General features: G+C 54.6%; 28 protein-coding genes and 3 tRNA genes. 14 read left to right on the top strand and 17 right to left on the bottom strand.

Going from position 1 to position 25,961, the window contains the following annotated elements:
* Positions 1–313: 313 nt before the first annotated feature.
* From HX773_RS11135 to HX773_RS11120, 4 genes are all read right to left on the bottom strand, one after another.
* Positions 314–390, bottom strand: a tRNA-Val gene (locus HX773_RS11135).
* A 19-nt stretch (positions 391–409) separates the two neighbouring features.
* Positions 410–486 (bottom strand) — tRNA-Val (locus HX773_RS11130).
* Positions 487–489: 3 nt separating this feature from the next.
* Positions 490–566: transfer RNA gene (locus HX773_RS11125), tRNA-Val, on the bottom strand.
* A gap of 134 nt (positions 567–700) precedes the next feature.
* Positions 701–2,074 (bottom strand): MATE family efflux transporter, encoded by a 1,374-nt coding sequence (locus HX773_RS11120; RefSeq protein WP_176971548.1) that lies wholly within the window; start codon positions 2,072–2,074, stop codon positions 701–703.
* Positions 2,075–2,272: 198 nt separating this feature from the next.
* On the opposite strand from HX773_RS11120, the gene HX773_RS11115 reads away from it, so the two are divergent.
* Complete coding sequence (locus tag HX773_RS11115; RefSeq protein ID WP_176971547.1) at positions 2,273–2,917, top strand: riboflavin synthase subunit alpha; 645 nt, start codon at positions 2,273–2,275, stop codon at positions 2,915–2,917.
* Between the two features lie 51 nt (positions 2,918–2,968).
* Here the strand turns inward: HX773_RS11115 and cfa are convergent, their stop codons facing one another.
* Together cfa and punC are read right to left on the bottom strand one after the other, a co-directional pair.
* Entirely contained in the window at positions 2,969–4,117 is a 1,149-nt protein-coding gene (gene cfa / locus HX773_RS11110) for a cyclopropane fatty acyl phospholipid synthase (protein ID WP_110866031.1), read from the bottom strand.
* Positions 4,118–4,419: 302 nt separating this feature from the next.
* Positions 4,420–5,622: a purine nucleoside transporter PunC gene (punC, locus tag HX773_RS11105; protein WP_176971546.1), complete on the bottom strand. Its 1,203-nt coding sequence runs from the start codon at positions 5,620–5,622 to the stop codon at positions 4,420–4,422.
* A 110-nt stretch (positions 5,623–5,732) separates the two neighbouring features.
* Here punC and punR point away from each other — a divergent pair, with 110 nt between their 5' ends.
* A complete protein-coding gene (gene punR, locus HX773_RS11100; RefSeq protein ID WP_176971545.1) occupies positions 5,733–6,644 on the top strand; it encodes a DNA-binding transcriptional activator PunR in 912 nt (303 codons plus the stop codon).
* Here the strand turns inward: punR and purR are convergent.
* The gene (purR, locus tag HX773_RS11095; RefSeq protein ID WP_008110309.1) at positions 6,641–7,666 is read right to left on the bottom strand and encodes an HTH-type transcriptional repressor PurR; all 1,026 of its coding nucleotides are present in this window, start codon (positions 7,664–7,666) and stop codon (positions 6,641–6,643) included. The genes punR and purR overlap by 4 nt on opposite strands.
* A gap of 274 nt (positions 7,667–7,940) precedes the next feature.
* On the opposite strand from purR, the gene HX773_RS11090 reads away from it, so the two are divergent.
* Complete coding sequence (locus HX773_RS11090; protein WP_007892756.1) at positions 7,941–8,030, top strand: YnhF family membrane protein; 90 nt, start codon at positions 7,941–7,943, stop codon at positions 8,028–8,030.
* 56 nt (positions 8,031–8,086) lie between these two features.
* Here the strand turns inward: HX773_RS11090 and HX773_RS11085 are convergent, their stop codons facing one another.
* The gene (locus tag HX773_RS11085; RefSeq protein WP_176971544.1) at positions 8,087–8,878 is read right to left on the bottom strand and encodes a C40 family peptidase; all 792 of its coding nucleotides are present in this window, start codon (positions 8,876–8,878) and stop codon (positions 8,087–8,089) included.
* A gap of 364 nt (positions 8,879–9,242) precedes the next feature.
* Here HX773_RS11085 and HX773_RS11080 point away from each other — a divergent pair, with 364 nt between their 5' ends.
* Positions 9,243–9,578, top strand: a complete 336-nt coding sequence (locus tag HX773_RS11080; RefSeq protein ID WP_175501675.1) for a Grx4 family monothiol glutaredoxin — start codon at positions 9,243–9,245, stop codon at positions 9,576–9,578.
* Between the two features lie 35 nt (positions 9,579–9,613).
* On the opposite strand, the gene rnt is transcribed toward HX773_RS11080, so the two are convergent.
* The 5 genes from rnt to eptA form a co-directional block, all read right to left on the bottom strand.
* Complete coding sequence (rnt, locus tag HX773_RS11075; protein ID WP_154152440.1) at positions 9,614–10,282, bottom strand: ribonuclease T; 669 nt, start codon at positions 10,280–10,282, stop codon at positions 9,614–9,616.
* Between the two features lie 107 nt (positions 10,283–10,389).
* The gene (gene gloA, locus HX773_RS11070) at positions 10,390–10,797 is read right to left on the bottom strand and encodes a lactoylglutathione lyase (RefSeq protein WP_007892766.1); all 408 of its coding nucleotides are present in this window, start codon (positions 10,795–10,797) and stop codon (positions 10,390–10,392) included.
* A 100-nt stretch (positions 10,798–10,897) separates the two neighbouring features.
* Positions 10,898–11,995, bottom strand: coding sequence for an alkene reductase (locus HX773_RS11065; RefSeq protein ID WP_176971543.1), 1,098 nt, complete (start codon positions 11,993–11,995; stop codon positions 10,898–10,900).
* A 50-nt stretch (positions 11,996–12,045) separates the two neighbouring features.
* Positions 12,046–12,642, bottom strand: coding sequence for a TetR/AcrR family transcriptional regulator (locus tag HX773_RS11060; RefSeq protein WP_176971542.1), 597 nt, complete (start codon positions 12,640–12,642; stop codon positions 12,046–12,048).
* Positions 12,643–12,681: 39 nt separating this feature from the next.
* Positions 12,682–14,319 (bottom strand): phosphoethanolamine transferase EptA, encoded by a 1,638-nt coding sequence (gene eptA / locus HX773_RS11055; RefSeq protein WP_176971541.1) that lies wholly within the window; start codon positions 14,317–14,319, stop codon positions 12,682–12,684.
* Between the two features lie 228 nt (positions 14,320–14,547).
* Here eptA and HX773_RS11050 point away from each other — a divergent pair, with 228 nt between their 5' ends.
* The 4 genes from HX773_RS11050 to HX773_RS11035 all read left to right on the top strand — a co-directional run bounded on the left by HX773_RS11050 (position 14,548) and on the right by HX773_RS11035 (position 16,953).
* Positions 14,548–14,787: a DUF1289 domain-containing protein gene (locus tag HX773_RS11050; protein WP_008110296.1), complete on the top strand. Its 240-nt coding sequence runs from the start codon at positions 14,548–14,550 to the stop codon at positions 14,785–14,787.
* 72 nt (positions 14,788–14,859) lie between these two features.
* Positions 14,860–15,756, top strand: a complete 897-nt coding sequence (locus HX773_RS11045; RefSeq protein ID WP_176971540.1) for an aldo/keto reductase family oxidoreductase — start codon at positions 14,860–14,862, stop codon at positions 15,754–15,756.
* Positions 15,757–15,836: 80 nt separating this feature from the next.
* Entirely contained in the window at positions 15,837–16,355 is a 519-nt protein-coding gene (gene sodC / locus HX773_RS11040) for a superoxide dismutase family protein (RefSeq protein WP_101764542.1), read from the top strand.
* A gap of 130 nt (positions 16,356–16,485) precedes the next feature.
* On the top strand, positions 16,486–16,953 hold the full coding sequence (locus HX773_RS11035) for a hypothetical protein (RefSeq protein ID WP_176971539.1): 468 nt from the start codon (positions 16,486–16,488) through the stop codon (positions 16,951–16,953).
* On the opposite strand, the gene HX773_RS11030 is transcribed toward HX773_RS11035, so the two are convergent.
* The 3 genes from HX773_RS11030 to HX773_RS11020 are packed head-to-tail and all read right to left on the bottom strand — an operon-like array spanning position 16,954 to position 20,062.
* Positions 16,954–18,954, bottom strand: coding sequence for an FUSC family protein (locus tag HX773_RS11030; RefSeq protein WP_176971538.1), 2,001 nt, complete (start codon positions 18,952–18,954; stop codon positions 16,954–16,956).
* Between the two features lie 7 nt (positions 18,955–18,961).
* A complete protein-coding gene (locus tag HX773_RS11025) occupies positions 18,962–19,819 on the bottom strand; it encodes an HlyD family secretion protein (RefSeq protein WP_176971537.1) in 858 nt (285 codons plus the stop codon).
* Between the two features lie 6 nt (positions 19,820–19,825).
* Positions 19,826–20,062, bottom strand: coding sequence for a DUF1656 domain-containing protein (locus HX773_RS11020; protein WP_008110284.1), 237 nt, complete (start codon positions 20,060–20,062; stop codon positions 19,826–19,828).
* A 151-nt stretch (positions 20,063–20,213) separates the two neighbouring features.
* Here HX773_RS11020 and slyA point away from each other — a divergent pair, with 151 nt between their 5' ends.
* Positions 20,214–20,651 carry a transcriptional regulator SlyA gene (slyA, locus tag HX773_RS11015; RefSeq protein WP_007892783.1) on the top strand — a complete coding sequence of 146 codons (438 nt, stop codon included), beginning with the start codon at positions 20,214–20,216 and terminating at the stop codon, positions 20,649–20,651.
* A gap of 40 nt (positions 20,652–20,691) precedes the next feature.
* On the opposite strand, the gene slyB is transcribed toward slyA, so the two are convergent.
* Positions 20,692–21,159: an outer membrane lipoprotein SlyB gene (gene slyB / locus HX773_RS11010; RefSeq protein WP_176971536.1), complete on the bottom strand. Its 468-nt coding sequence runs from the start codon at positions 21,157–21,159 to the stop codon at positions 20,692–20,694.
* Between the two features lie 275 nt (positions 21,160–21,434).
* On the opposite strand from slyB, the gene anmK reads away from it, so the two are divergent.
* The 5 genes from anmK to pdxY all read left to right on the top strand — a co-directional run bounded on the left by anmK (position 21,435) and on the right by pdxY (position 25,905).
* Positions 21,435–22,556, top strand: coding sequence for an anhydro-N-acetylmuramic acid kinase (gene anmK / locus HX773_RS11005; RefSeq protein WP_176971535.1), 1,122 nt, complete (start codon positions 21,435–21,437; stop codon positions 22,554–22,556).
* A gap of 9 nt (positions 22,557–22,565) precedes the next feature.
* Positions 22,566–22,895 carry an MliC family protein gene (locus HX773_RS11000; protein ID WP_176971534.1) on the top strand — a complete coding sequence of 110 codons (330 nt, stop codon included), beginning with the start codon at positions 22,566–22,568 and terminating at the stop codon, positions 22,893–22,895.
* A gap of 22 nt (positions 22,896–22,917) precedes the next feature.
* Entirely contained in the window at positions 22,918–23,574 is a 657-nt protein-coding gene (pdxH, locus tag HX773_RS10995) for a pyridoxamine 5'-phosphate oxidase (protein ID WP_176971533.1), read from the top strand.
* A 139-nt stretch (positions 23,575–23,713) separates the two neighbouring features.
* Positions 23,714–24,988 (top strand): tyrosine--tRNA ligase, encoded by a 1,275-nt coding sequence (tyrS, locus tag HX773_RS10990; protein ID WP_176971532.1) that lies wholly within the window; start codon positions 23,714–23,716, stop codon positions 24,986–24,988.
* Between the two features lie 56 nt (positions 24,989–25,044).
* Positions 25,045–25,905 carry a pyridoxal kinase PdxY gene (pdxY, locus tag HX773_RS10985; protein ID WP_176971531.1) on the top strand — a complete coding sequence of 287 codons (861 nt, stop codon included), beginning with the start codon at positions 25,045–25,047 and terminating at the stop codon, positions 25,903–25,905.
* Positions 25,906–25,961: the final 56 nt, after the last annotated feature.

The following is a 25,961-nucleotide window of genomic DNA, read 5'->3' as shown; positions in this document are numbered from 1 at the left end:
ATAAAGGTCGGGATTCGATGCGCACGGCACCGAAGTGAGAATATTTATGGTGTTGGATCGGATTTCACAGAAATAAGAATAGGAGACGAAAGCAAAGCGTGCAGAGAAGTTATGCAGTACGCGAGGGAACTGAGTCATCAGTGTTGCGCAAATCATTAGAGTTGTTTGCATAGGCACGTTAGCGCTGAAACCTTTCAGGTGGAACAACGCGGCATAGTATAGTCGCTAAGTATGCGAAAACCAATATAAAAGCGGCGTGATAAAGACGATGCAGATCAAGAAAAGGGTGTTGCGCAAGGAGATAAAACAAGAGTGGTGCGCTCTAATGGACTCGAACCATCGACCCCCACCATGTCAAGGTGGTGCTCTAACCAACTGAGCTAAGAGCGCATTCAGGAAATTCACTAATTGGTGCGTCCGAGTGGACTCGAACCACCGACCCCCACCATGTCAAGGTGGTGCTCTAACCAACTGAGCTACGGACGCACTTGGTGCGCTCTAATGGACTCGAACCATCGACCCCCACCATGTCAAGGTGGTGCTCTAACCAACTGAGCTAAGAGCGCAACACGCTGTCAGGGCGACAGCGGGGACGAATATTAACGGCAGGCCGTGATGCTGGCAAGGGGAAAAAGTGTTTTTCCCCTACGACTGACCAGCAACTGTGCTATGCGTCGTTTTTTTCGCCGTTACCAGCCACTTAGCGCGCGGCGCGCGCCAGGATTACCTGCGCAGGCAGGCGCTGCAAACGACGGATGCGCCAAATCATCATCACTGCTGCGGAGGTCAGGCCGATAATGAAGCCACACCAGAAACCGGCGGGACCCAATTTCGGCAATACCCAATCGGTCATCGCCAGTACATAACCCACCGGCAAACCCAACACCCAATAGGCGATAAAGGTAATGAAGAAGATCGAGCGTGTGTCTTTATAACCGCGCAAGATACCGCTGCCGATCACCTGAATCGAATCTGAGAATTGATAGATCGCCGCCAGCAGCATCAGCTGCGCCGCAAGGGTAATGACTTCCGGATTTGCCGTGTACAGACCGGCGATATCATGGCGGAAAATCACGGTAAACAGCGCGGTGATTGCTGCCATGCTGATGCCAACGCCTTGCCCGGTCCACGCAGCAACGCGCGCCTGTTCGGCTGAACCTTGTCCGAGTCGATAGCCAACGCGAATAGTGGTGGCCACGCCGAGCGACAGCGGCAACACGAACATCAGCGAACTGAAGTTGAGCGCGATCTGGTGTCCGGCCACTTTGACGATACCGAGCGGTGATACCAACAGCGCCACCACGGCAAACAGCGTTACCTCAAAGAACAGCGCCAATGCCACCGGCAAACCCAGCGTGAACAGGCGTGACAAAATCGCGCGTGACGGTGCGGACCAGCGCGTTTTCATACGGATGTCGCGCATGCTTGCCATGCGTTTCACCCAGAAGCGCATCACCAGGAACATCACCCAATAGACCGATGCTGTCGCCACGCCGCAGCCGACGCCGCCTAAGGCCGGCATACCAAAATGGCCGTAAATGAACACATAGTTGAGTGGAATGTTCACCATCAGGCCGAGAAAACCGAGCAGCATCGCCGGTTTGGTTTTCGACAAGCCTTCACATTGGTTGCGCATCACCTGGAACAGCAGATATCCCGGTGCGCCCCACAGCAACGCATGCAGGTATCCTTCGGCTTTGGCGGCCAATTCAGGATCGATGTCATGCATGGTGTTAATCAGATAACCGGCGTTCCACAGCACCACCATAATCAGTAGCGCAACGGCCATTGCCATCCAGTATCCCTGGCGCACTTGTTCCGCGATACGTTCGCGTCGTCCTGAACCGTTGAGTTGCGCAACGGTAGGCGTCAAAGCCAGTAGAAGACCATGACCAAACAGAATGGCGGGAAGCCAGATAGAGGTGCCGACAGCAACGGCGGCCATATCCGTGGCGCTTACCGCACCGGCCATAACAGTATCTACAAATCCCATCGCGGTCTGGGCCACCTGAGCAAGGATGACCGGGATCGCAAGGGCCAGCAATTGACGCGCTTCTGTAAAATACTTCTGCACGTTACACCTGCTTAATTAAAGAAGAGAGCGGGGCGAAATCCCCAAAGAATGCGCGGCATAGTGTAGCGGCAGCGCTGGCTTCCGCCAAACGTTGATCGCATTTTGTTTAGCAATTTGTGTAAAGTTTGAACTCCGCCAAATTAAGCTGCCGCCGACAAGCTGTGATAAACTGACGCAAACTTTGCAGAGGCTGAGATTATGTTTACTGGAATTGTGCAAGGCACGGCAGAAATTGTCGGCATTGAAGAGAAAGATCTGTTTCGTACCCATATTGTGCGCTTACCGGACGATCTGTTACCGGGACTGGCGCTGGGCGCATCGGTAGCACACAACGGCTGCTGCCTGACCGTGACCGAGATTAACGGCGATTTGGTCAGCTTCGATCTGATTAAAGAAACATTGCGTATTACCAACCTGGGTGAATTACAGGTGGGTGATGTGGTGAATATTGAGCGTGCAGCGAAGTTCAGCGATGAAATTGGCGGCCATTTAATGTCCGGCCATATTATGACCACGGCGGAAATCTGCAAAATCATCCAGTCAGAAAACAACCGAGAAATCTGGTTTAAATTACAGGACGCCACGCAGATCAAATATATTCTGCATAAAGGTTTTGTGGGTATCGACGGAATTAGTTTGACCGTTGGCGACGTAACCAAAAGCAAATTCTGTGTGCATCTGATTCCGGAAACGCTGGAGCGGACCACGTTAGGCGCGAAGAAGTTTGGTCAGAAGGTCAATATTGAGATTGATCCTCATACGCAGGCCATTGTGGAAACCGTTGAACGCGTATTAGCGCAGCGTGAAGCCGCCGCACTGGCGCAGATTGCTAGCGCTGAATAATGGCGTTAAAAAAGGCGCCCTGCGGCGCCTTGATTCATTTCCAAAAGCTCATTAACGCGCTACGCGTAATCCGCCATCCTTGCCGCGACTGAATACCACCTGCCACAGCTGAATATCACGGGCACGAAACGCACCGGCGCAGGCGTTGAGATAATAGTCGAACATGCGTTTAAAACGTTCGCCATATTTCTCAGCCAGCTGCGGCCACGCCGCCTGAAAACGCTCATACCAGGCCATTAACGTCGTATCGTAATCTGCGCCAAAGTTATGCCAATCTTCCATGACGAAATGTGGCTCACTGGCATCAGCTATTTGACGTACCGACGGCAGACAACCGTTCGGGAAGATATATTTATCAATCCACGGATCGACATTCATATCTGTTGTAAGGGCACCAATGGTGTGCAGTAAAAATATGCCGTCTGGTTTGAGGTTGCGGTCTGCAACATCAAAATAAGTGGCATAGTTTTTCGGCCCGACATGTTCAAACATACCGACAGAAACAATGCGATCATATTGATTATTCAGGTCGCGATAGTCCTGCAGTAATATAGTGACATCCAGTCCTTCACAGCGTTGTTGTGCCAGTTTTTGTTGCTCAGCAGAAATAGTGACGCCATGCACCGTGACGCCATAATGGCGCGCGGCATATTCCGCCAGTCCGCCCCAGCCACAACCGATATCCAACAGCGTCATGCCTGGTTCAAGTTGTAACTTGCGGCAAATCATATCCAGTTTGGCCTGCTGCGCGTTTTCCAACGTATCAGCATCTTTCCAGTAGCCGCAGGAATATTGCATATAAGGGTCAAGCATCAGTGAGAATAGATCATTACCCAGATCGTAATGCTCTTTACCCACAATCCAGGCGCGTTTTTTGGATTGCAAATTAGTAAGACGCGCGGCGGCGATGCGCAACGTATCTTTAAAATGCCGCGGTAATTGTTTATCCAGATGGTGTTTTAAAACGCGATGGAAGAACATATCGAGCTGTTCGCACTCCCACCAACCATCCATGTAACTTTCACCTAATCCAAGCGATCCTTCCTCGAGAACGCGTTTAAAAAAATCTGGATGCTTTACCTGAATATCCCAGGGACGAGTGCCATTAACTGCAATATCAGCACGCTCTAGCAGTTCATTGACGATCCGAAACCAGTGGTTTTCTTCAAGGCTCACTTCTTCTATAACAGATGAACTCATAGCTTCTCCATCACCTTCCGATCTGAACCTGAGAAAAAGAATAGCCAATTTCCCAAGACCTGTGAGAGAACTCACGGAAAATCCGTGCGCCAGAAATCCGACGTTTTACAGAGGCATGAATTTGAATAGAAAAGTTGGACGCAACACTGGAGTATCGTGCAGACGCCATCCCGCGACAGAGTCGCCAAAGGTATTACATTTATATTATTGATTTAATACAGAATTACTGACCCACAGAGTATATGCTCACGTGGGTCAATATTCAACGGGTTATCGTTAGTTTGCTAACGAAAAGCGTTGAGTTATAGATTATCTTCGCAGGGACGGGAAGTGTGGGCAATATCACTTTGTGCGTTTGCCGATCGCTGGCAGACAAAGCCCGCCCACGCCAGTACCACGGTGGCTACCATCACTAACGTGGTGTTGAACAGCGCCTGCTCAAGGCCGGCGGAGACCAGCAGGCTGGCGACAAAGCACAATCCCAACTGGAATAAGTTCTGTAATCCTGCCGCTTTACCGGTGGCGTGCGGGAAGGGCGCTAATGCGCTGGCAACCACAATCGGATAGATCGCGCCATTGGCCAGCGCCATGCCGCAAAAGGGCATCAGCAGCACAAACAGCGGCGCTGAAGGCATCAGAGCGATGACAAACAGACTCAAAATACTCAGGCTATACAGCACCAGCAACCACGGCAGCAGTTGCGCGCCCTGATAACGATTTAACAACGTGCGACAGCCAAAACCGCCAATCAGAAACGCAATGGTCTGCGGAATATAACTCAGGCCAATGTCGCCCGGCGTCAGGCCAGCAGCGGAGAGAATGAAAGGTGAGCCCGTCAGCCAGGCGAAAAAGCTCGCCGAACATGCCGAATAGATCAAGACGTTACCGCTGTAAACGCGGGTGCCTAGCAAGGTGAACCAGCCGGGCTGTTTGCCTGTGGCAACTTTCTCGCGCTTAGGCGAGGTTAACTGCAGCGTACCGATCAGCAACACCACGGCAACCAGCGTCAGCGTGATGAAGATGCTGCGCCAGTGGAAGTGGCCGATCAGCCAGGCACCGAGCAGCGGTGCCAGCGCCGGCGACAGCGCAACCAGCGGCATAATCGTCGCAAACACTTTATTGGCTTTGGCTTTTGGATAGTGATCCACCACCAGCGCCTGCCAGCTCACGGCAGCGGCACAAACGCCAATCGCCTGCACAAAACGCAGCGCCAGCATCAGGCGGACATCGGTCACCCACAGCATCCCCAGACAACCGAGGGCGAAGATGGCTAAGCCCGCCAGCAAAATCGGCTTACGTCCGTAACGATCCGACAACGGTCCCCAAAAAACCTGGGCGCAGGCAAAACCGCCGAGAAACAGACTCAGGCTGGCGCTGATGGTGCCGGGTGCGGTAGCAAAATCACGCTGCATATCGCCAAAGGCGGGTAAATACATATCCGTGGCAAGAAAGCCGAGCATGCTGAGCACGGCGAGATAAGGCATAAATGCTTTAGACGACAACATGTTGATTCTCTTTTGGGCAGGTTGAACGCCGGGGAGTGTAAAAGGATGCAGCGCGCTTTGTGAAACGCTAATATTTGCATAGTGCTGTTAAATTTTTTGAAGGCAAAATTATGTGGTCAGAATATGCGCTTGAAGTAGTGGATGCGGTGGCGCGCACCGGTAGTTTTAGCGCGGCAGCGCAGGAGCTGCATCGCGTGCCTTCTGCCGTCAGCTATACCGTGCGTCAGCTGGAAACCTGGCTGGCGGTGCCGCTGTTTGAGCGCCAGCATCGGGAAGTGGTGATGACACCGGCGGGCGAGCATTTTGTGCGTGAAGGCCGATCTGTTATCAAAAAAATGCTGGCAACTCGCCGACAGTGTCAGCAACTGGCAAATGGCTGGCGCGGCGAGTTGAGCATCGCGGTTGACTGCATTGTAAAACCGCAGCGCACGCGGCAGTTAGTGAAGGACTTCTATCGCCATTTTCCCGATATGGAGCTGATTATCAGCTACGAAGTGTTCAACGGCGTGTGGGATGCGTTGGCTGATGGTCGGGTGGATGTGGCGATTGGTGCAACCCAGGCAATTCCGGTGGGCGGACGTTTTGCCTTTCAGGACATGGGCGCGCTGAACTGGCGCTGTGTCGTAAGTCCCGATCATCCGCTGGTAAACAGCAAGGAGCTGGATGATGAAACCTTGCGGGCGTGGCCATCGCTGGTGCTGGAAGATACCTCGCGTGCGTTGCCGCGCCGTATGACATGGACGCTGGATAATCAGCGGCGGTTGGTGGTGCCAGAGTGGGAAACCGGGATGGATTGTTTGCTGGCAGGATTGTGCGTCGGAATGGTACCGGGCCATTTGGCGCGTCCGCTGCTGGACAGCCACAAACTGGTTGAACTGGCGCTGCCGCAGGCGTTTCCCGACAGTCCGTGCTGCGTAAGCTGGTCCGAACAGCGCGCGTCACCGGCGCTGGCGTGGTTACTGGCTTATCTCGGGGATGCCGAAACGCTGAACCACGAATGGCTCAGCGAAGTGTCGGCTTAGCGGCGATAGTCGCGGAACGGACCGTACGCCACCGAACGGCGTTCAATCAGCGTTGGCTGGACTTCGATTGTTTGCGGATCTTCGCGCTTGCTGGTAATGCGATCCAGCAGCATTTCCAGCGCTTTTTCACCCAGTTCGGCTTTCGGCTGGTGCACGGTGGTCAGCGCTGGGGTGAAATAGCGCGCGTTGCGCACGTTATCATAGCCAATCACCGAGATATCCTGCGGTACGCGCAAACCCATCTCATCAGCGGCGCAAATCGCGCCCATCGCCATGATATCGCCACCGCAGAACACCGCGGTTGGACGCTGTTTCTGATTTAAAATCTGCTGCATCGCCTGATAGCCCGATTCAGGTTCAAAGTCGCCCTGAACCACCCATTCCGGACGCACCGTAATGCCCGCTTCGTTCATTGCCTGCAGGAAGCCAGCATGACGTCCGCCGCCGGTGTTGCGCTCCATCTGGCCTGGAATGGCACCGATATCGCGATGGCCGCGTTCGATCAGATAACGCCCGGCGAGATAACCGCCCTGAAACGCATTGTCCTGCACGGTATCGGTGAAATCACCGCGTGACGCGCCCCAATCCATCACCACCATGGGGATATTGCGGTTCTCTTCCAGCATCTGCAGCAAATCGTCTGGATATTCCGAACACATCACCAGCAATCCATCGACGCGCTTTTGCGCCATCATCGACAGGTAAGCGCGCTGCTTTTGCAGATCGTTGTGCGCATTGCCGAGAATCAGCGTATAGCCGCGTTCGAAACACCGGTTCTCCACCGCTTCGATAATTTCAGCAAAGTAGGGCGCTTCGCTAGAGGTCGCCAGCAGACCCAAGGTTTTGGTGTGATTGACTTTGAGACTACGCGCCACGGCACTCGGCGAGTAGTGTAATTCTTTGATCGCTTCCCATACGGCGTTACGCGTCTCTTCCGCAACGAAACGCGTTTTGTTGATGACATGCGAAACCGTGGTGGTTGAGACACCCGCGCGTTTTGCGACATCTTTAATTGTTGCCATGAAAATGGTACTCCTGGGCTTATCGCAACTTACTGATAAGTATATTGTTAAACGTTTGCGTCTGCTAATGCTTTTACAGCCCAAAAAAGCGGGCAAAACGGTAGGTTCTAGCAGGCGAAATCACTTCATCACGCTGTAAATACAGCATGCGCAAAATCTGTTGCGCAACGAAAGGCGGCGATTCTAGCAAGCTGGCGCGGATAACACGAGATTTTTGCCCATTGCTGTGCGAAAATCGCCTTAACCCTGATGATTGTGTGACTAAGGAGTTGTGATGAATACCGACCTGAAGCTGGCGCTAATGACCACTGTTGGCGCACTGTTGATGATTATCGCCTTTAGCTTTACCGCGATCATGCATTAACAAAAAAGCCGGAGCTGAGAACAGCATCCGGCTTTTTTATCTTTGTTGCGCAACAACTAGCGAATGGTTTTTGGCGTCATCATACGACGCGCGCCCACATAGTGTTTCTGCCAGTAATCCTCACCCAATGCGCTAATCTGAATATCTTTGCCGGTACGCGGCGACTGAATGAATTTACCATCGCCGAGATACACGCCCACATGGTCGGCGGTGCCGCGATTATTGATGCGGAAGAACACCAGATCGCCTTTCTCCAGCATTTCACGCTTGATCGGTGCCGCATCGCGCAGGTGGTACATCTCATTAGCGGTGCGTGGGAGTTTGAATTTAACCAGATCTTTATAGGCGTACCACACTAAGCCGCTGCAGTCGAAACCGGTGTGTGGCGAAGCGCCGCCCCACTGATAAGGTTTACCGAGCTGACCCATTAATTTGGTCATCGCCGTTTCACGCGCTTTTTGGTAACGCTGGCGGTGCGCTTTACTCATTTTGATGCCGGTCAGTGCTAACGCTTCATCATTGACGGCGATCTCTGGCGTTTTCTTCGCTAACCGTTGATGACCGTATTTCTTAGCAGAGAGTTTCAGCGGGGATTTTTTGCTGGTGGTTTTGTGCAGCGCGGTTTCTGTTTTGGTCTGTTTTTTGAGTTTGAATTTTTGAACAGCAGTCAGGCGCGATTTTTTGGTGGTGGTTTTCACCGGACGTCGTTTGCGGCGCTCGTCTTCACGTGCGCTCTTTTTCTCTGCTTTAAGCGAACTGGCGTTAACGGGCGCATGCGGAGATGCAGCGGCCACATTAAAGAACAGTTGGGCTAAAGCCAGTATGAAAAGCGTAATTAGTAGACGCATAATCCGGTTACAGGTTAAGCAGGCTGAATCAAAGCAGACTGCGGAAAAGTGAGAGAAATCTGATCAAGTGACCAGCGCCGAGGCAATTCTAATCCACTTTTTTTGCAAAAGGTAAGGCCTTTTTCCATTAATATGTTACCAGATTGATTCTGTAGCAAAAATGAGCGATTTCAGCTGGTTAACACAGCGAAACTATTGCTAATTATTAATTTATTAATGCCAATTAATGATATGAAAATGTTATTTGTCATGCGTTAACTTAACAAACATGGCGATTAGCCAGTGCAAACGCAAAATCCCGTTTTCAGTACGGGAGCGAAATCGCTACAATAAACAAACACGAAGTAGAAGATTAAGGAAGGCAATAATGAGTACTGTTGAAAAAATTCAGCGTCAGATCGCAGAAAACCCGATTCTGCTGTACATGAAAGGTTCGCCGAAGCTGCCAAGCTGCGGTTTCTCGGCGCAAGCCGTGCAGGCGCTTTCTGCGTGTGGCGAGCGTTTCGCTTATGTGGACATTCTGCAGAACCCGGACATTCGCGCTGAAATGCCAAAATACGCTAACTGGCCAACCTTCCCGCAGCTGTGGGTCGATGGTGAACTGGTCGGCGGCTGCGACATCATCGTTGAGATGTTCCAGCGCGGTGAACTTCAGCCACTGCTGAAAGAGACCGCTGAGAAGTATAAAGAAGCGGAATAATGCAGAAGGCCGACAAATGTCGGCCTTTTCTTTGGTTACTCGGCAGACGCGTCGTCTGCGGATTCTTCACTGAAAGCCAGCGGCCAGCCGCCCAGGCGTTTCCAGCGGTTCACCAACTCACAGAACAGCGTCGCGGTTTGCTCAGTGTCATACAGCGCCGAATGCGCTTGCGTGCTATCAAACTCCATTCCCGCCGCTTTACAGGCTTTCGCCAACACGGTTTGCCCGAGCACTAAACCGCTCAATGCCGCGGTATCAAAAGTGGCAAACGGGTGGAACGGATTGCGCTTCAGGCTGGCGCGCTCTGCGGCCGCCATCACGAAGTTGAGATCGAAAGTGGCATTGTGCGCCACGATAATGGCGCGATTGCAGCCGCTATCTTTGGTGCCTTTGCGCACCATTTTAAAAATCGCATGCAGGGCTTCATATTCACTTACCGCACCGCGCAGCGGATTGGTGGGATCGATGCCGGTAAACGCCAGCGCCGCAGGATTCAGAATGGCGCCTTCAAACGGTTCCACATGAAAGTGCAGCGTTTCATCGCGGTGCAACCAGCCGTCTTCATCCATTTTCAGCGTGGTGGCTGCAATTTCCAGCAGTGCATCGGTTTGTGCATTGAAACCCGCGGTTTCAACGTCGATCACAACAGGATAAAAACCGCGGAAGCGTTGGTGGAGAGCGTTTAAAGCGTTCGATTCAGACATCAGGATCTCATGGCAATAAATAGGGCAGCGCGCATTATGGCAAAAATCGCAGGAGGGTGCAGCAGGAGAGGGAAGTCAGCCTGCAAATAGCAGGCTGACGAGCAACCTTAGTTGCCTAAGCCGTGACCGGCATGTTTGTTTTCAATCAGCTCGATTTTGTAGCCGTCTGGATCTTCAACAAACGCAATAATAGTTGAACCGCCTTTAACCGGGCCCGCTTCACGCGTCACGTTGCCGCCCGCGCTGCGAATGCGTTCGCAGGTGTCAGCCACATTGTCCACGCCCAGCGCGATATGGCCGTAAGCGTTGCCGAGATCGTATTTATCCACGCCCCAGTTGTAAGTCAGCTCAATCACCGCGCCTTCGCTCTCTTCGGTGTAGCCAACGAATGCCAGAGTGTATTTATACTCGGTGTTTTCGCTTTGACGCAGCACGCGCATGCCGAGCACGCGGGTGTAGAAATCGATAGAACGTTGCAAATCGCCAACGCGTAACATGGTGTGAAGTAAACGCATAACATCCTCTTTTTTAAAACGTCATCAGTGCATGACAAGCAACTTAGTATACACACTGATGAAACAACGCTGCCGCCTATCCGCCGCGGCAGCTATTTTCTTACAGGGTTGGATAATCGGTATAACCTTCCGCGCCGCCGCCGTAGAAGCTCTCAGGACGCTGCGGATTGAGTGGCGCATCCTGCTGCAGACGGGCAACCAGATCCGGGTTGGCGATAAAGTCGCGACCAAACGCCACCGCATCAATCAGGCCGCGCGCAATCAGATCGTCGGCTTTCTCAACGGTGTAAGCACCGGCACCGATGATCACGCCTGGGAACAGGGCGCGCACTTTTTCACGGAATGCATCGCTGTAAGGCTGTCCGCCCGCCCAGTCTGGCTCAGAAAGGTGCAGATAGGCGATGCCGCGTTTGCCTAACTCGGCGATGTACCACAGCGCCGCTTTTTCTTCTTCCGGGCCATTTTCCAGATTCTGGAAGGCACCGATTGGCGAAACGCGGATACCGATGCGATCGGCAGACCAGTTGGCAATCGCCGCATCCACCACTTCCAGCGCGAAACGGCCACGCTTCTCAATCGAACCGCCGTACTCATCGCTACGCTGGTTTGAGCCGGGCGCGAGGAACTGGTGCATCAGATAGCCGTGCGCGGAGTGCAGCTCCAGCAGGTCGAAATCGGCTTCACGCGCATTGGCAGCGGCCTGACCAAAATCTTTTACGATTTGCTGAATTTCAGCCACTGACAACTCGCGCGGCACGGAGGTGTCTTCACGATAAACAGAACCATCCGCGGCGCGCAGCGAAGTGCGCGTACCCGCCGCCAGCGCGGTTGGCGCGACCGGCGCTTTGCCTTCTGGCTGCACGCTGTGATGAGAAATGCGTCCGGTGTGCCACAGCTGCACGGCGCTGTGACCGTTGGCGGCATGAATGCCTTCGTTAATCACTTTCCACGCGGCAATTTGCTGCTGTGTGTGCAGACCCGGCGCACCGGCATAGCCTTTCGCCTGGAAAGAGATCTGAGTGGCTTCGGTGATGATCAAACCGGCACTGGCGCGCTGTTGATAATATTCTGCCATCAGCGGCGTAGGGATATCGCCCGGCTCAATGCTGCGCAGACGCGTCAACGGGGCCATGAAAATGCGGTTCGGTACGGTAATCGCGCCCACTTTGAGTGGGGAGAACAGCTGCTTACTCGCCATATTGATTGCTCCAGGAAGACCGGTCGTCTAGTCACGACGCTTTTTAAAAATCAGTGACTTATCAGCCACTGTTCGATGGTGTTGAGCGCCAGGCTAATCGGGCCTGGCTCTCGGGAAATCTTGCTCTGCAAACTGGCTCCGAGCCACAGCAAGTAGCAGCGCTGCGCCAGCTGCTGCGGCGTTTGCCCAAACGGCAGCGGCTGCTCAGCCGCCACCTCAGTCAAACAGCGCGTGTAGGCAGCGATGATGGCGTTGGCACCCTGTTGCAGTGCATCGCGCATCGGTTCGGAGAGATCGCACACTTCGGCTGACAACTTCACGCCAAGACAGCCAACAATATGACCTTGCTCGATAAACAGCCGTTCGCCATAGCGGAAATGCGCTAACAGGCGCTCGGTCGGCGTTAAATCGGGCAGATTCAATTGCTGATCAATCTGCTGCTGGAAGTGGGCGAAGTAGCGCTCAATCAGCGCAACGCCAAAGGCCTCTTTCGAACCGAAATAGTGGTAGAACGAGCCTTTGGTGACTTCCGCCAGCGCCAGCATCTCGATCAATCCCATGCCGGTAAAGCCGCGCTGTAAACAAACCTGCTCGCCAATAGCGAGCAGATGTTCACGGGTATCGTTGCGTTGCAGAGTCTTATTCATGGGTCGCAGGTTATTAGACCAGTCAGTCTAACGCAACCCTCAGGCGGCAGTTTGGCACGATCTGATCATGTCCAGCTGCGGCTGATACTGCTGCGTCTGGATATTGAACATGCCTAAAACCGTATGGAAAAGATTATCTTGTGAAACCTTTGCGTCGGCAGCTTGCTGGCGTAAACAGGCTTCATTGATGTGGTTCGCCGCCGCGTATCCCGGTGACATCCACATCAGCAGCGGAATATGTGTTTGCTGCGCAGGCGCAAACAGGTAAGGCGCGCCGTGCAGATACATCCCGCGCTCGCCAAGCGATTCGCCGTGATCGGAGAGATAAACCAGCGCCACATTAAAGCGATCGCTCAGGCCTTTGAGTTTATCGATGGTGCGACTTAGCATGTCGTCGGTATACAGCAGCGAATTATCGTAAGTATTCACCAGCGCCTGATGATCGCAATCCTGGATCTGCTTGCTGTCACAGGTGGGCGTGAAACGGCGGAACTCAGCCGGATAGCGCTGATAATAGGCTGGGCCGTGGCTGCCCATCTGATGCAGCACGATAATGCCGTCGTTGTGCAGGCTAGCGACATAGTTATCAAGACGATGCGGCAACACATCATCCAGGCAAAAACCATCATGACAATATTGCGGCAGTTTCCACTGCGTCATATCAGTGTGCGGCACGCGGTCACAGGCGCCTTTGCAGCCGCCATCATTTTCGCGCCACAGTACGCTCACGCCCGCGTGGGCAAGGATGTCGAGTACGCCTTCCTGATGGTGCGCCAGATTGGCGTCGTAATGCACGCGGGGCATATTCGAGAACATACAGGGCACGGAAATAGCGGTTTCTGTGCCACAGGAACTGGCGTTGGGATAGTAAATCACCTGCTGTTTTTTCAGTTCTGGATTGGTCTCTCGCGCGTAACCACCCAACGAGAAGTTCTCGGCGCGCGCCGTTTCGCCCACCACTAACACCACCAGCGTTTTACGGGTTGCTGCGGAGATGAACGGACCTTTATGTGCATCTTCGCCGATTTTCACCAGCGCCTGGCTACCTTGCAGATAACGTTGATCGACATAGTGGCCGGTACCGCTGACGATATTGGCCGGGGTAATCATCTTGATCAGGTTTTTATTATTGCGAATCAGCGAGGCGTAATCTTTGTAAAACAGCGCCGCCATCAGCAGTATCACCAATATTGCGCCCAGTGCGCCCGTCAGGCGTTGCAGCAGATTCCACCACCAGCGCGGTCCACGACGAATACGCACGCTGCAAATCAGCGCCACCGGCACCATCCCCATCAACAGCATCCAGAGTAGATAGCGGCTGCTGAACAACGCTGAGGCTTCCTGCGGGTCGGACTCAAAGACGTTTTGCATCATATTGGTGTCGATCACCGTGCCAAAACTGTGCATGAAGTAATTGGCGGCGGCGCTGACGAACACCAGCACGATCAGCAACGGCTTGCGCAGATACGGCCAGGCTGCAAGCGAGAAAATAAAATAGAAAGCCGAGGCCAGCACCAGTGGAATACTGGCGGCGAACAGATAATCGTGGGGATGATCGTAAGGGATCATTTCCCAGGCGCGCAGCAAGAAAAGGGCATTCAGGACTAATGCGAAAAACAGGGCAGCAATAAGGTTAAATCCGCTGGTGCCGCACTGCAGGGTGGTCGGGAATCTCATGAAAACTCAACGGTAAGAAGGTGTGTGACAATCGTATGAAGACAAGCTGAGGAAAACCTTAACCACGAGTAAACATAAACCATCCAAATCCGATAAACGCTGGCTATTTGGTAAACAGGCGTAACCAGGCGCCATAATGGCTTGATTATGCGCAATCGGCGTCTACTCTTTGCACAATGTCATTAAGCTGTTATCAATGTGATATGAGATGTTAATTGCGGAGTGGATGTGGCCGAGCAACTAGAGTTCTTCCCCGTTCCCAGCCCGTGTCGTGGCATTTGCCAAAGTGACGCGCGTGGCTATTGTCGTGGCTGTTTACGCAGCCGGGAAGAGCGCTTTAACTGGATGAAATTCAGCGATGCGCAAAAGCGCGATGTGCTGCGCTTGTGCCGGCAACGCTTTTTGCGCCTGCAGCGGCAGCAAAAAGTGGATGAAGATCATGATCCACAACAACCGGAACTGTTTTAAGAAAACGATGATCTGCCTTTCCGTTATACTCCCGCTTTCGTCATCTGGAACCGTGTTCAAGGGAGTTTAACCATGTTACAACCGCAGGCTATTGCACCGCAGGGACCGCTGTTTTCACCGCTGATTGCCGGTTACTGGCGTTTAATGGAGTGGGGCATGACGCCGCAGCAGGTGGTGCAGTTTATTGAGCACCATTTAGCGCTGGGTATCACCACCGTCGATCACGCCGACATCTACGGCGATTACCAATGTGAAGCCGCCTTCGGTGCCGCGCTGCGCCTTGCGCCGGGTTTGCGTGAAAAGCTGCAAATCGTCACCAAATGTGGCATTGCGACGCGCGCGAAGCCTGAACACCGCATTGGTCACTACATCACCGAAGCCAGCCATATTCTGCACAGCGCCGAAAATTCGCTGCGCCATTTCAATACCGATTACCTCGATTTGCTGTTGATTCATCGCCCGGATCCATTGATGGACGCCGATGAAATCGCAGAAGCCTTTATGGCGCTGCATCAGAGCGGCAAAGTGCGCCATTTCGGCGTCTCCAACTTCACCGCGTCGCAGTTCACGCTGCTGCAATCGCGTTTGCCGTTCAGTCTGGTCACCAATCAACTGGAGATCTCTCCGCTGGAGCAAACGTCGCTGCTGGATGGCTCACTCGATCAATGCCAGCAAAATCGCATTCGCCCGATGGCGTGGTCGTGCCTCGGCGGCGGTCGCGTGTTTAACGATCCGCATTATCAGCCGCTGCGCGATGAGCTGGAGCAGGTCAAGCAGGAGATGGGTGCCAGCAATATCGAGCAAGTGGTGTATGCATGGGTGATGAAGCTGCCAAGCCGTCCGCTGCCAATTATTGGATCAGGCAAAATCGAACGTGTGAAAGAAGCGGTCGGCGCGTGCCAGTTAACGCTTGATCGCCAGCAATGGTTCCGCATCCGCAAAGCCGCCATCGGCTACGATGTGCCCTAAAGCGTAAAGCTGCGTCAAATTACGGCAGCCTGGATGAAAGCAGTCCAGGCTTACAGGGAATCTAACCGTAAGGAGACGTTATGAAGAAAACCCTCATTGTTATGCTGGCTCTGGCCTGCGCCGCGGGTGCGCAGGCGGCGTCAGAAGAAGTCACGCTGCATGAAACCACGGCGCAAGGCATCGGGGCGGCGATTGGCACCGTCACCCTCAGCGAAACGCCGTACGGTGTGCAATTTACCCCCGCGTTAAGCGGCCTGAAGCCGGGCATTCATGGCTTCCACGTCCATGCTAAAGGCAGCTGTGAACCGGGCGAATCGGACGGTAAAACGGTGGCGGCTGGTGCGGCGGGCGGACATCTCGATCCGCAAAAAACCGGCAAGCATCTTGGTCCGTATGCCGATGGTCACCTTGGCGACTTACCCGCGCTGTTTGTAACCGAAGATGGCAAGGCGACGTATCCGGTCGTTGCGCCACGCATCAAATCCCTGAGTGAAATCAAAGGTAAAGCCTTGATGGTGCATGTGGGCGGCGATAATCATGCCGACCATCCGCAACCGCTTGGCGGCGGCGGGGCGCGTTTTGCCTGCGGCGTAATCTAATGCTTTGGGCGGCAGCAGCTTGTCGCCCCAATTTCCTCACGCTGAAAAAAGTTGACCCATTTTCTTGCTACTCTCCGCGGTTTTTCCGTCCTATGATATTGATTCAGGAATAAAACCTTCAGGGGCAGGAATGAAAGCGCGTGGGATGATGTTGTTATGTTTATTGCTGGTGGGATGCGATCAACCCAACGACACACAGCTGCGTTTAGATGCCAGTCGACAACTGCAACGCACCATCGATACCAATCCGCTGCGCATCGGCTGTGAGAAGATTGCGCGCGGCCGTGAATGGCTGACACAGCACACACTTCATCGGCTTGAAGCCAACGGCTGCGAAAATGTCCTGCGCAGCGCCACCGAAACCAACTTCACCCACAGCGAAACTTATCGTCATGCGATGACGGTGGTGTGCGGCGGCATTCAGGGCAAAAGTTTCACCGGCACCACTTTGTATCGCCGCTTTATCTACTCCTCAGAAGAGAAGGCGCTGGTGATTGAACCGATGTCCGATCAGGATAAAACCCGCTTCGAAGTACAAAAATCGCTGCAGCAGTTGCAGGACGATTTTAATCGCCAGACCTCGCAATATTGTCAGTAATCAATCCGGCACCGCCTGCGCTAACTGGGCCAGTGAGCAGCGCAGGCGCCACAAAATGCCCGCCAGCGTATTGGCTTCGCTCTCCTTTTGCTGCAGCAGTTGCTCAATCAAGGTTTCCAGCTCATCTAGCGTGGCCTGCAACGCCGTGTGATGCACGCCGCGCAGACTCATAATCCGTTGCAGATCCTGCAGGCTGCTATCACGCATTTGCCCGAGCGTAGCCGACGTCGGCTGCCATTCGCGCAGTTGCCAGACGATGTGGGAACAGTTGAGCAACACCACGCCCCAGCGCAGCAGCCAGACGCGCGCCTGCTCGTCGCGGCTATTACTGAGCTGACTGATGTGATGATAAATTTGCGATTCAAAGTGGCTTTCGCTCAGACGCGGCTGACGGCGGAGCTGATCGAGAAACGCATGGCGCAGGGCACGAATATGCCGACGACTGCGACGCGCATCGGAACTGGGACGCAGCACCTGAAACGCCAGCCACGCCAGCAGTACGCCGCACACCTTGGCGATATTGTCATTGAGGAAGCTTTGATAATCCCAGTCCGGCGGATTGGTGACGGCGATAAAGGATCCCATGAAAACAATAAATTGCCCCCACATCCCCGCGCGTTTCTTCTGCTGCAATTTGAACAACTGCAAGGTGAGCAGCAGCGGAAACAGCACCAGCAAAAACTGCCACAGCGCGCTGATTTGCACCATCAAACCAAACTGCAGCACAAAACTAAACAGAGACAGCCACAGCAAGGTTTTCAACAACAGCGAGACGCTGCCACTGGGCGAAGGCGCGGACGAATAAAGCACGCAGGCGATGGCGGTGAGCGTCAGGGCGGCGGCACCAGAATCCCACTGCGTGGTGATCCAAAAAGCGCAGCCCAGCATGATGACGCTAAAGGTGCGCAGCGCGCTCCAGCCGGCTTCAGCACTGTCGCTTTCGCGCGCCAGCGAGGGCGCATACGGCGGCTGAAAACGGGTATCGGCATCGGCGCGCTCAATCAGGCGAATCCAGCGATTCACATTGAGATACACCCAGCAGAAATAACGCAGTCGCTGGACGAAGGCGCGTTGGCGGTAATCACCGGTTGCTGATGGCGTGATGCCACGCAGAATCAGCGCCAAACGGTATTTGTCGCACTGCGGCTGCGCCAGCTCCTGCAGCAGTTTGGCAATGGCGTCGTAAAGTTCGGGGGGCGCGTCGGGCCAGTTCAGCAACATGCGGCGCAGGCTGGAGAGCACGCTGGTGAGGCGCAGCTGCTGGTGCAGCACATAGTTGAGCACGTTGTTTTGGCGGCGGAAGCGATAGTGGCTCCAGAATGCCTGAATGCGTAGCAGGTTCATGGTGAGAATCTGGCTGATGACATTCTCATGGGCGGTGCGCACGTTATCGGTGCTGCCTTGCTGCAGTAATAACACCGCATGATCCAGCAAACGCGCATGCATCTGACGCAGAGAACTCATCAGCGCGTTGCCATCCGAAGTGCTGGGCAGAATCATCATCATCAATCCGGCGCACAGGATGCCGGAAATCACTTCGCACACGCGCGCCTGGGCGATATCCCACAGCTGAGTGACATCGGTGATGTTGACGCTGCTAAAGGCGATGATAGCGGCGGTATATCCCGCCAGCGAAAACGCGTAGGCCACGTTGTTTTGGTAGTGATTGGCGATCCAGGTACAAAACGCCAGCCAACCGGCCATGAAAAAGGCAAACAGCCAGGGTTCGTTCAGCGTGTGTCCGGCGATCAGCAGCGCGGCGCTGGCACCGAGCAAACTGCCGACGATGCGCCCCAGACTTTTACTGATGGCACCGCCGACGGTGGGAAAACTCACCACCGCCGCCGAGGTCATGGCCCAGTAAGGTTCATCGAGTTGCAGCGCATAGGCAATGGTCAAGGCGAGACACATCGCGATGCCATTACGCAGCGCGTAGCGCCACTCGCCCCAAGTCGCTTTTATCCACGGCAAATTTTGCCAGGCCAGCCACTGAAAATTCATCACAACCTCAGTGAGCGATGGAGATGGTGCAGGTGGTACCCGCCACCAGCGGCACGCCTTCCGGCAGCGCATCTAAGCGAATACGCACCGGCACGCGCTGCGCCAGACGCACCCACGGCACGTTAGGCTTGATATCCGGCACCAGCCCGCCATCGCTGGCGACGCTTTGGTCATAAATGGCGCGTCCGATACTCTCCACCGTGCCCTGCAAATGCGCGCCGTTGCTGTACAACACAATTTGCGCGGCCGCGCCGGGCTGAATATGGCGCAGCTTGGTCTCTTCGAAATAGCCCATCACGTAATAAGAGTGGCTGTCGACCAGCGCAAACAGCGGCGTACCGGCGCTGGCGTAGTTGCCGGTGCGCAGCGTCAGGTTGCTGATCCAGCCATCGGTGGGCGCGGTGATGGTGGTTTGATCGAGATTCCAGCGGGCCTGATCAAGGCTGGCCTGCGCCGCTTTGGCCGTTGATGCCGCGGCATTGGCGGTTAAGCGCGCGGCATCCATATCTTCCGCTGAAATGACGTTGCGCGGCAGGCTGGCGCGACGATTGGCTTCATGTTGCGCTTTCGCCAGATCGGCCTGCGCTTTGGCCAGCTGCGCTTCGGCGTTGGCTTGCGCAATTTGCCACGGCACCGGATCGAGCTTCAGCAGCACGTCGCCTTTATGCACGAACTGATTGTCACGCACTTGCAGAGCGATGATGCGACCGGACACTTCGGGCGTGATATCCACCAGCTCGGCGCGCACTTTGCCGTCACGCGTCCACGGCGATTGCATGTAGTAATTCCACATCCACCATCCGGCAAGCAGGGCCAGCGCAAAGATCACCAGAGTTGAAAAATACTTAAAAGGGTTGAATTTCATAGTGATTTATCCGAGGCTCAGTAACCACAATGCGCCAGCGACGCACAGCACAAACAGGGAAAGGTCCATTAAGGTGGGATGCCAGACATCGCCGGAGTAGATCCAGCCGCGTATCAGCGGGTGAATCAACAACCAGAAAAAGAAACCGAGTAACACCGCTTTAAACAGCGGCGGGAAAAACAGCGACGCACCGAACACCAGGTCGGTAAGCGGGGCGCTGGGGGAAAAAGCGGTTAGGGACACGTGTCATCATCCTTTTTGACCGGGAATCATCTAAATAGAGCGTAGACGGCAAGCGTATATGCAGGCCTGGTATTTGTAATTTGCCAGGTAAACTCGCAGAATAGTGTAAAATCTGGCTTAATAGCTAGCAAGCTAATTATAAGGAGATGCAATGGATACGCCCTTGGGAACCGATCTGTCTCGTCTGGTGCGCATTTGGCGCGCGTTAATCGATCAGCGCTTGAAACCGCTTGAGTTGACACAAACACACTGGGTGACGTTACACAATATTCATCAACTCCCGCCAGAGCAGTCACAGATTCAGCTGGCAAAAGCGATTGGCATTGAGCAGCCTTCACTGGTGCGCACGCTGGATCAGCTGGAAGAGAAGGGATTGATCACCCGCGCCACCTGCGCCAACGATCGCCGCGCCAAGCGCATCAAGCTGACCAAGCAGGCCGAGCCGATTATCGAGCAGGTTGAGAATGTGATTGATGCCACGCGCGATGACATCCTTTCCGGCATTAGCCTGGAAGAGATCAATCAGATGGTGACGCTGATTGCGCGGCTGGAAAAAAACATTCTCGAGTTTCATAACCGCGAGAAATAAAAAAACCGACGCCAGGCGTCGGTTTTTTTTATCTGTCCGCTTAACGTGGCGAAACGGTAACCTGGCTGCCGTTTGACGCCATCACGACGCGCTGGCCAACCGAGTAACGGGTGGCAGCTTGTTTCTGCACCACCATGATGGTGTTGCCATCATCCTTGCGGATTTCCAGCTCGACACCGTCAGATTTGTTGACCGCACCCTGAACGCCCTGACCGGCTACGCCACCGAGTACCGCACCGCCCGCGGTTGCCAGACTGCGACCGCTGCCGCCGCCGATGGTGTTACCGAGGAAACCGCCCAGTACCGCACCGCCAATTGCGCCAATCACGTTGTTTTCATCGCCGCCCTGGATTTTCACCGGACGAACCGAAACCAGCGTGCCGTAGGAAACACTTTGTACTTGTTTAGCTTCGCTGGCGCTGTAAACGTCACCGGAAAGGGTGCTGTTGTTGGCACAACCTGCCAGAGTTAAGCCGGTCAACGCCACGGCTACAAAACGCTTAATCATCAGAACGCTCCTTAATGCAAAAAAACGCCATGTTTCTCATCCTGTACTGCACAGAGTATAAGACAGAAAACTGGCAAATGACTCTAAGTCCGTATAAAACGCGGCTGGGGCGAAGCATAGACCATCGTCCCTCAACAAAAATTCAATTACGTGACGAAAATATTTTTGAGCTGGAATGCACTGCGCAGTGACGCTGAAAAGCGGAATTTTATCATAGAATTAGACCCGGTAATTTGCCAGGCTTAAGCCAGACGATGTTAAGGGAGTGAACCGCTATGAAATCAGGACGCTATATTGGCGTGATGTCCGGCACCAGCCTTGATGGCGTGGACGTGGTGCTGGCGGCCATTGATGGGCAAATGGTGGCGCAGCAGGCCAGCTATTGTCATCCCATCCCGCAGGAATTACGCCAGCAGGTGCTGGCCATTTGTCAGGGACAAACTTTGACGCTGTCGCAGCTCGGGCAACTGGACACGCGGCTGGGCAAGCTGTTCGCCGAGGCGGTTTTAACCCTGATGCACCAGCAGTCGCTGGAGGCCAGCGACATTATGGCGATTGGCTGCCACGGGCAAACGGTGTGGCACGAGCCGCAAAGTGATGCGCCGAATACGCTGCAAATTGGTGATAACAACCAGATCGCGGCGGCAACCGGCGTCACAGTGATCGGGGATTTTCGTCGCCGCGATATGGCGCTTGGCGGCCAGGGCGCGCCGCTGGTGCCGGCCTTCCATCAGGCGCTGTTGATGGACAGCGTCGAGCGCCGCATGGTGCTGAACATCGGCGGCATCGCCAATCTGTCACTGTTGATCCCGGGCCAGGCCGTACGCGGGTTTGATACTGGTCCAGGGAATATGCTGATCGATGCGTGGATTTGGCGCAACAAAGGCTTACCGTTCGACAAAGACGCTGGCTGGGCGCGCAGCGGTCAGGTGGTTCCGGCGCTACTGGAGTTGATGTTAAGCGATCCATGGTTTGCGCTACCGCCGCCAAAAAGCACCGGGCGCGAATATTTCAATCTCAGCTGGATCGAGCAGCAGTTGCAGCGTTTCCCGGCGTTGGCGCCACAGGATGTACAGGCCACGCTGACCGAGCTGACGGCGTTAACCATCGCGCAGCAGGTGCAGCTCAACGACGGTTGCGATCGTCTGTTGGTTTGCGGCGGAGGCAGCCGAAATCCGCTGCTGATGGCGCGGCTGGCCACGCATTTGTCGGGAACTGAAGTCGGTACCACCGACGAAGCGGGCATTAGCGGTGATGATATGGAAGCGCTGGCCTTTGCCTGGCTGGCGTTTCGCACAGTAAATGGGTTACCGGGCAACCTGCCAGCGGTAACGGGCGCGCGGGACATGAGCGTATTGGGCGCAATTTATCCGGCCAATCCCCGACCTGGTCGTTAAGAGGTAAAGATGAAAAAAATAATGATGATACTGAGCAGCGTGGCGCTATTAAGTGGCTGCGGCATTATGCATAAGCAGGAAGAGACGCCGCAACAGCTGCGCTATCAGTGCGGGACTTTGCCGCTGACGGTCACTCAGGATAACGCGAAGCAGCAGGTGAGCTTTATTCTGGACGGTAAGCCATTGACGCTGGCACAAACAATCTCGGCCTCTGGCGCGCGCTACAGCGACGGCACTTACGTCTTCTGGTCAAAAGGCAATGGCGCTTTTGTTGAACGTAATAACAAAATCGTGATTAATGATTGTGAATTGCAGAACGCGGATACCTCCGTTCAGTAAACGTGAGAGAAAGAGAAACAGCATGAGCGACAGTGACAGCTTGCAAAATATTGCCCATCTGCGTCGTGAATACACCCGCGGCGGGCTGCGACGTAAAGATCTGCCCGATAATCCTCTGGCGCTGTTTGAGCAGTGGCTGCAGCAGGCCTGCACCGCTCAACTGCCGGATCCGACGGCGATGACGGTCGCCACCGTTGACAGCAGCGGCCAGCCTTATCAGCGCATCGTGCTGCTGAAGCATTACGACGAGCAAGGCATGGTGTTCTACACCAACCTCGGCAGCCGCAAGGCGCTGCAGCTGGCAGAGAATCCGCGTATCTCGCTGCACTTTCCGTGGCACTTCCTTGAGCGTCAGGTGATGGTGCTGGGCGAAGTGGAAAAACTGTCGCCGCTGGAGGTGTTAAAATATTTCAGCAGCCGCCCGCGTGATAGCCAGATTGGCGCGTGGGTGTCGAAGCAGTCGAGCCGCATCTCGGCGCGCGGCGTGCTGGAAGGCAAGTTCCTCGAACTCAAACAGAAATTCCAGCAGGGCGACGTGCCGCTGCCGAGTTTCTGGGGTGGCTACCGCGTCAAATTCCACACCGTGGAGTTCTGGCAGGGCGGCGAACATCGCCTGCACGATCGCTTCCTCTACCAGCGTAATGACAATGGCTGGTCGATTGACCGTTTAGCCCCGTAAAACTGCGTTTTATCCCCTTTCAACGCTGGCGCAGTTGGCGTCAGCGCTTTATGCTATAGCCCTCTTTTTTTTCGTCTCCGCACGTCAGCGGAAAGCTGTGTACCAGCCTAGGTGCAGTCTGATCAATTTGGAGTCAGTGATGACCAGCAGTAACCTGATACAACAATTGCAAGAAAGGGGCTTAGTCGCCCAGGTAACGGATGAAGAAGCGTTAGCAGAGCGACTGGCGCAAGGGCCAATTGCACTCTATTGCGGCTTCGATCCTACCGCTGATAGCTTGCATTTGGGCCATCTGGTGCCGCTGCTCTGCCTGAAACGTTTTCAGGATGCCGGACACAAGCCGGTCGCGCTGGTGGGTGGTGCCACCGGTCTGATTGGCGATCCCAGCTTTAAAGCAGCAGAACGTAAACTTAACACCGCTGAAACCGTTGGCGAGTGGGTCGACAAGATCCGCAACCAGGTCGCGCCTTTCCTCAGCTTCGATTGCGGCGATAACAGCGCAATTGCTGCGAACAACTACGACTGGTTTGGCGGTATGAACGTGCTGACCTTCCTGCGCGACATCGGTAAGCACTTCTCAGTTAACCAGATGATCAACCGCGAAGCGGTGAAACAGCGTCTGAACCGCGAAGAACAGGGCATCTCTTACACCGAGTTCTCCTACAACCTGCTGCAAGGTTATGACTTTGCGGAGCTGAACAAGCGTCACGATGTGGTGCTACAGATTGGCGGTTCCGATCAGTGGGGCAACATCACCTCCGGTATCGACCTGACGCGTCGTCTGCATCAGCAGCAGGCGTGGGGCTTGACCGTGCCGCTGATCACCAAATCTGACGGCACCAAGTTCGGTAAAACCGAAGGTGGCGCAGTATGGCTGGATGCGAAGAAAACCAGTCCCTACAAGTTCTACCAGTTCTGGATCAACACCGCGGATGCCGACGTGTATCGCTTCCTGAAGTTCTTCACCTTCATGAGCATTGAAGAGATCAATGCGCTGGAAGAAGAGGACAAAAACAGCGGCACAGCGCCACGCGCGCAATACGTGCTGGCTGAGCAGGTGACGCGTCTGGTGCACGGTGAAAGCGGCTTAACCGCGGCAAAACGCATCACCGAGAGCCTGTTCTCCGGCAGCCTGAGCGCGATGACCGAAGCGGACTTCGAGCAGCTGGCGCAGGACGGCATGCCAACCATCACACTGACGGCAGAAGACGATCTGCAGCAGGCGCTGGTGGCGGCTGAGCTGGTGCCATCACGCGGCCAGGCACGCACCATGATCGGTTCTAACGCGGTATCGCTGAATGGCGAAAAACAGTCAGATGCGGAGTACCGTTTCAGCGACAGCGATAAACTGTTTGGACGTTTCACGTTGTTGCGTCGCGGTAAAAAACATTACTGCCTGATTAACTGGCAGTAAGCGTTCAGGGCCGGCTTCCGGCCCTTTTTTATGGCAAGACAGCAGTACAGGGCAAAATGAAAAATATTCTCGCAATTCAATCTCACGTTGTTTACGGACACGCCGGTAACAGCGCTGCCGAATTCCCGATGCGCCGCATGGGCGCAAACGTTTGGCCGCTGAATACCGTGCAATTTTCTAATCACACCCAGTATGGTCACTGGACCGGCACCGTGATGCCCGCCACGCATTTGACCGACATCGTTAAAGGCATAGCGGCGGTTGACCGCCTGAAAACCTGTGATGCGGTGTTGAGTGGCTATCTGGGGTCGGCGGAGCAGGGCGAACAGATTCTGGAGATCGTGCGTCTGGTGAAAGAAGCCAACCCGAACGCCTGGTTCTTTTGCGATCCGGTGATGGGCCATCCGGAAAAAGGCTGCATCGTGGCGCCGGGCGTGGCGGAGTTTCACTGCAAAATGGCGTTGCCCGCCAGCGACATCATCGCCCCGAACCTGCTGGAGCTGGAGATGCTCAGCGGCCATGAAGTGGCCAACGTGGAGCAAGCGGTGGTTGCGGCGCGTGAACTGATCACCAAAGGCCCGAAAGTGGTGCTGGTGAAACATCTGGCGCGTGCCGGACGTCGCAGCGATCGCTTTGAGATGCTGCTAGTGACCGCCGATGAGTGCTGGCACATCAGCCGCCCGCTGGTGGACTTTGGCGTGCGTCAGCCGGTTGGCGTGGGCGATCTCACTAGCGGCCTGCTGCTGGTCGATCTGCTGCACGGTAAGTCGCTGCAGGATGCGCTCGAGCATATCACCGCGGCGGTGTATGAGGTGATGCTGAAAACCCACGAAATGGGCGAGTACGAATTGCAGTTGGTGGCCGCGCAGGATGCGATTGCCAAGCCGACGCAGCATTTCGCGGCAGAAAAACTGTAAATTCCCGTAGGGTGCGCATTCATGCGCACCTGCAATCCAGGTCGCCATAAATGGCG

Origin of the sequence: Pantoea sp. B9002 (assembly GCF_013385945.1) — a bacterium.
In the GTDB taxonomy this organism is placed as follows: domain Bacteria; phylum Pseudomonadota; class Gammaproteobacteria; order Enterobacterales; family Enterobacteriaceae; genus Pantoea.
Note: the sequence above shows the minus strand (reverse complement) of the source record. Positions and strands in the feature narration are given on the sequence as shown.

Bases quoted from the DNA above. Each gene is read 5' to 3' on its own strand.
- HX773_RS11115 (WP_176971547.1), top strand. From the start codon at position 2,273: ATGTTTACTGGAATTGTGCAAGGCACGGCAGAAATTGTCGGCATTGAA.
- cfa (WP_110866031.1), bottom strand. From the start codon at position 4,117: ATGAGTTCATCTGTTATAGAAGAAGTGAGCCTTGAAGAAAACCACTGG.
- punC (WP_176971546.1), bottom strand. From the start codon at position 5,622: ATGTTGTCGTCTAAAGCATTTATGCCTTATCTCGCCGTGCTCAGCATG.
- punR (WP_176971545.1), top strand. From the start codon at position 5,733: ATGTGGTCAGAATATGCGCTTGAAGTAGTGGATGCGGTGGCGCGCACC.
- purR (WP_008110309.1), bottom strand. From the start codon at position 7,666: ATGGCAACAATTAAAGATGTCGCAAAACGCGCGGGTGTCTCAACCACC.
- HX773_RS11090 (WP_007892756.1), top strand. From the start codon at position 7,941: ATGAATACCGACCTGAAGCTGGCGCTAATGACCACTGTTGGCGCACTG.
- HX773_RS11085 (WP_176971544.1), bottom strand. From the start codon at position 8,878: ATGCGTCTACTAATTACGCTTTTCATACTGGCTTTAGCCCAACTGTTC.
- rnt (WP_154152440.1), bottom strand. From the start codon at position 10,282: ATGTCTGAATCGAACGCTTTAAACGCTCTCCACCAACGCTTCCGCGGT.
- gloA (WP_007892766.1), bottom strand. From the start codon at position 10,797: ATGCGTTTACTTCACACCATGTTACGCGTTGGCGATTTGCAACGTTCT.
- HX773_RS11065 (WP_176971543.1), bottom strand. From the start codon at position 11,995: ATGGCGAGTAAGCAGCTGTTCTCCCCACTCAAAGTGGGCGCGATTACC.
- HX773_RS11060 (WP_176971542.1), bottom strand. From the start codon at position 12,642: ATGAATAAGACTCTGCAACGCAACGATACCCGTGAACATCTGCTCGCT.
- eptA (WP_176971541.1), bottom strand. From the start codon at position 14,319: ATGAGATTCCCGACCACCCTGCAGTGCGGCACCAGCGGATTTAACCTT.
- HX773_RS11045 (WP_176971540.1), top strand. From the start codon at position 14,860: ATGTTACAACCGCAGGCTATTGCACCGCAGGGACCGCTGTTTTCACCG.
- sodC (WP_101764542.1), top strand. From the start codon at position 15,837: ATGAAGAAAACCCTCATTGTTATGCTGGCTCTGGCCTGCGCCGCGGGT.
- HX773_RS11035 (WP_176971539.1), top strand. From the start codon at position 16,486: ATGAAAGCGCGTGGGATGATGTTGTTATGTTTATTGCTGGTGGGATGC.
- HX773_RS11030 (WP_176971538.1), bottom strand. From the start codon at position 18,954: ATGAATTTTCAGTGGCTGGCCTGGCAAAATTTGCCGTGGATAAAAGCG.
- HX773_RS11025 (WP_176971537.1), bottom strand. From the start codon at position 19,819: ATGAAATTCAACCCTTTTAAGTATTTTTCAACTCTGGTGATCTTTGCG.
- slyA (WP_007892783.1), top strand. From the start codon at position 20,214: ATGGATACGCCCTTGGGAACCGATCTGTCTCGTCTGGTGCGCATTTGG.
- slyB (WP_176971536.1), bottom strand. From the start codon at position 21,159: ATGATTAAGCGTTTTGTAGCCGTGGCGTTGACCGGCTTAACTCTGGCA.
- anmK (WP_176971535.1), top strand. From the start codon at position 21,435: ATGAAATCAGGACGCTATATTGGCGTGATGTCCGGCACCAGCCTTGAT.
- HX773_RS11000 (WP_176971534.1), top strand. From the start codon at position 22,566: ATGAAAAAAATAATGATGATACTGAGCAGCGTGGCGCTATTAAGTGGC.
- pdxH (WP_176971533.1), top strand. From the start codon at position 22,918: ATGAGCGACAGTGACAGCTTGCAAAATATTGCCCATCTGCGTCGTGAA.
- tyrS (WP_176971532.1), top strand. From the start codon at position 23,714: ATGACCAGCAGTAACCTGATACAACAATTGCAAGAAAGGGGCTTAGTC.
- pdxY (WP_176971531.1), top strand. From the start codon at position 25,045: ATGAAAAATATTCTCGCAATTCAATCTCACGTTGTTTACGGACACGCC.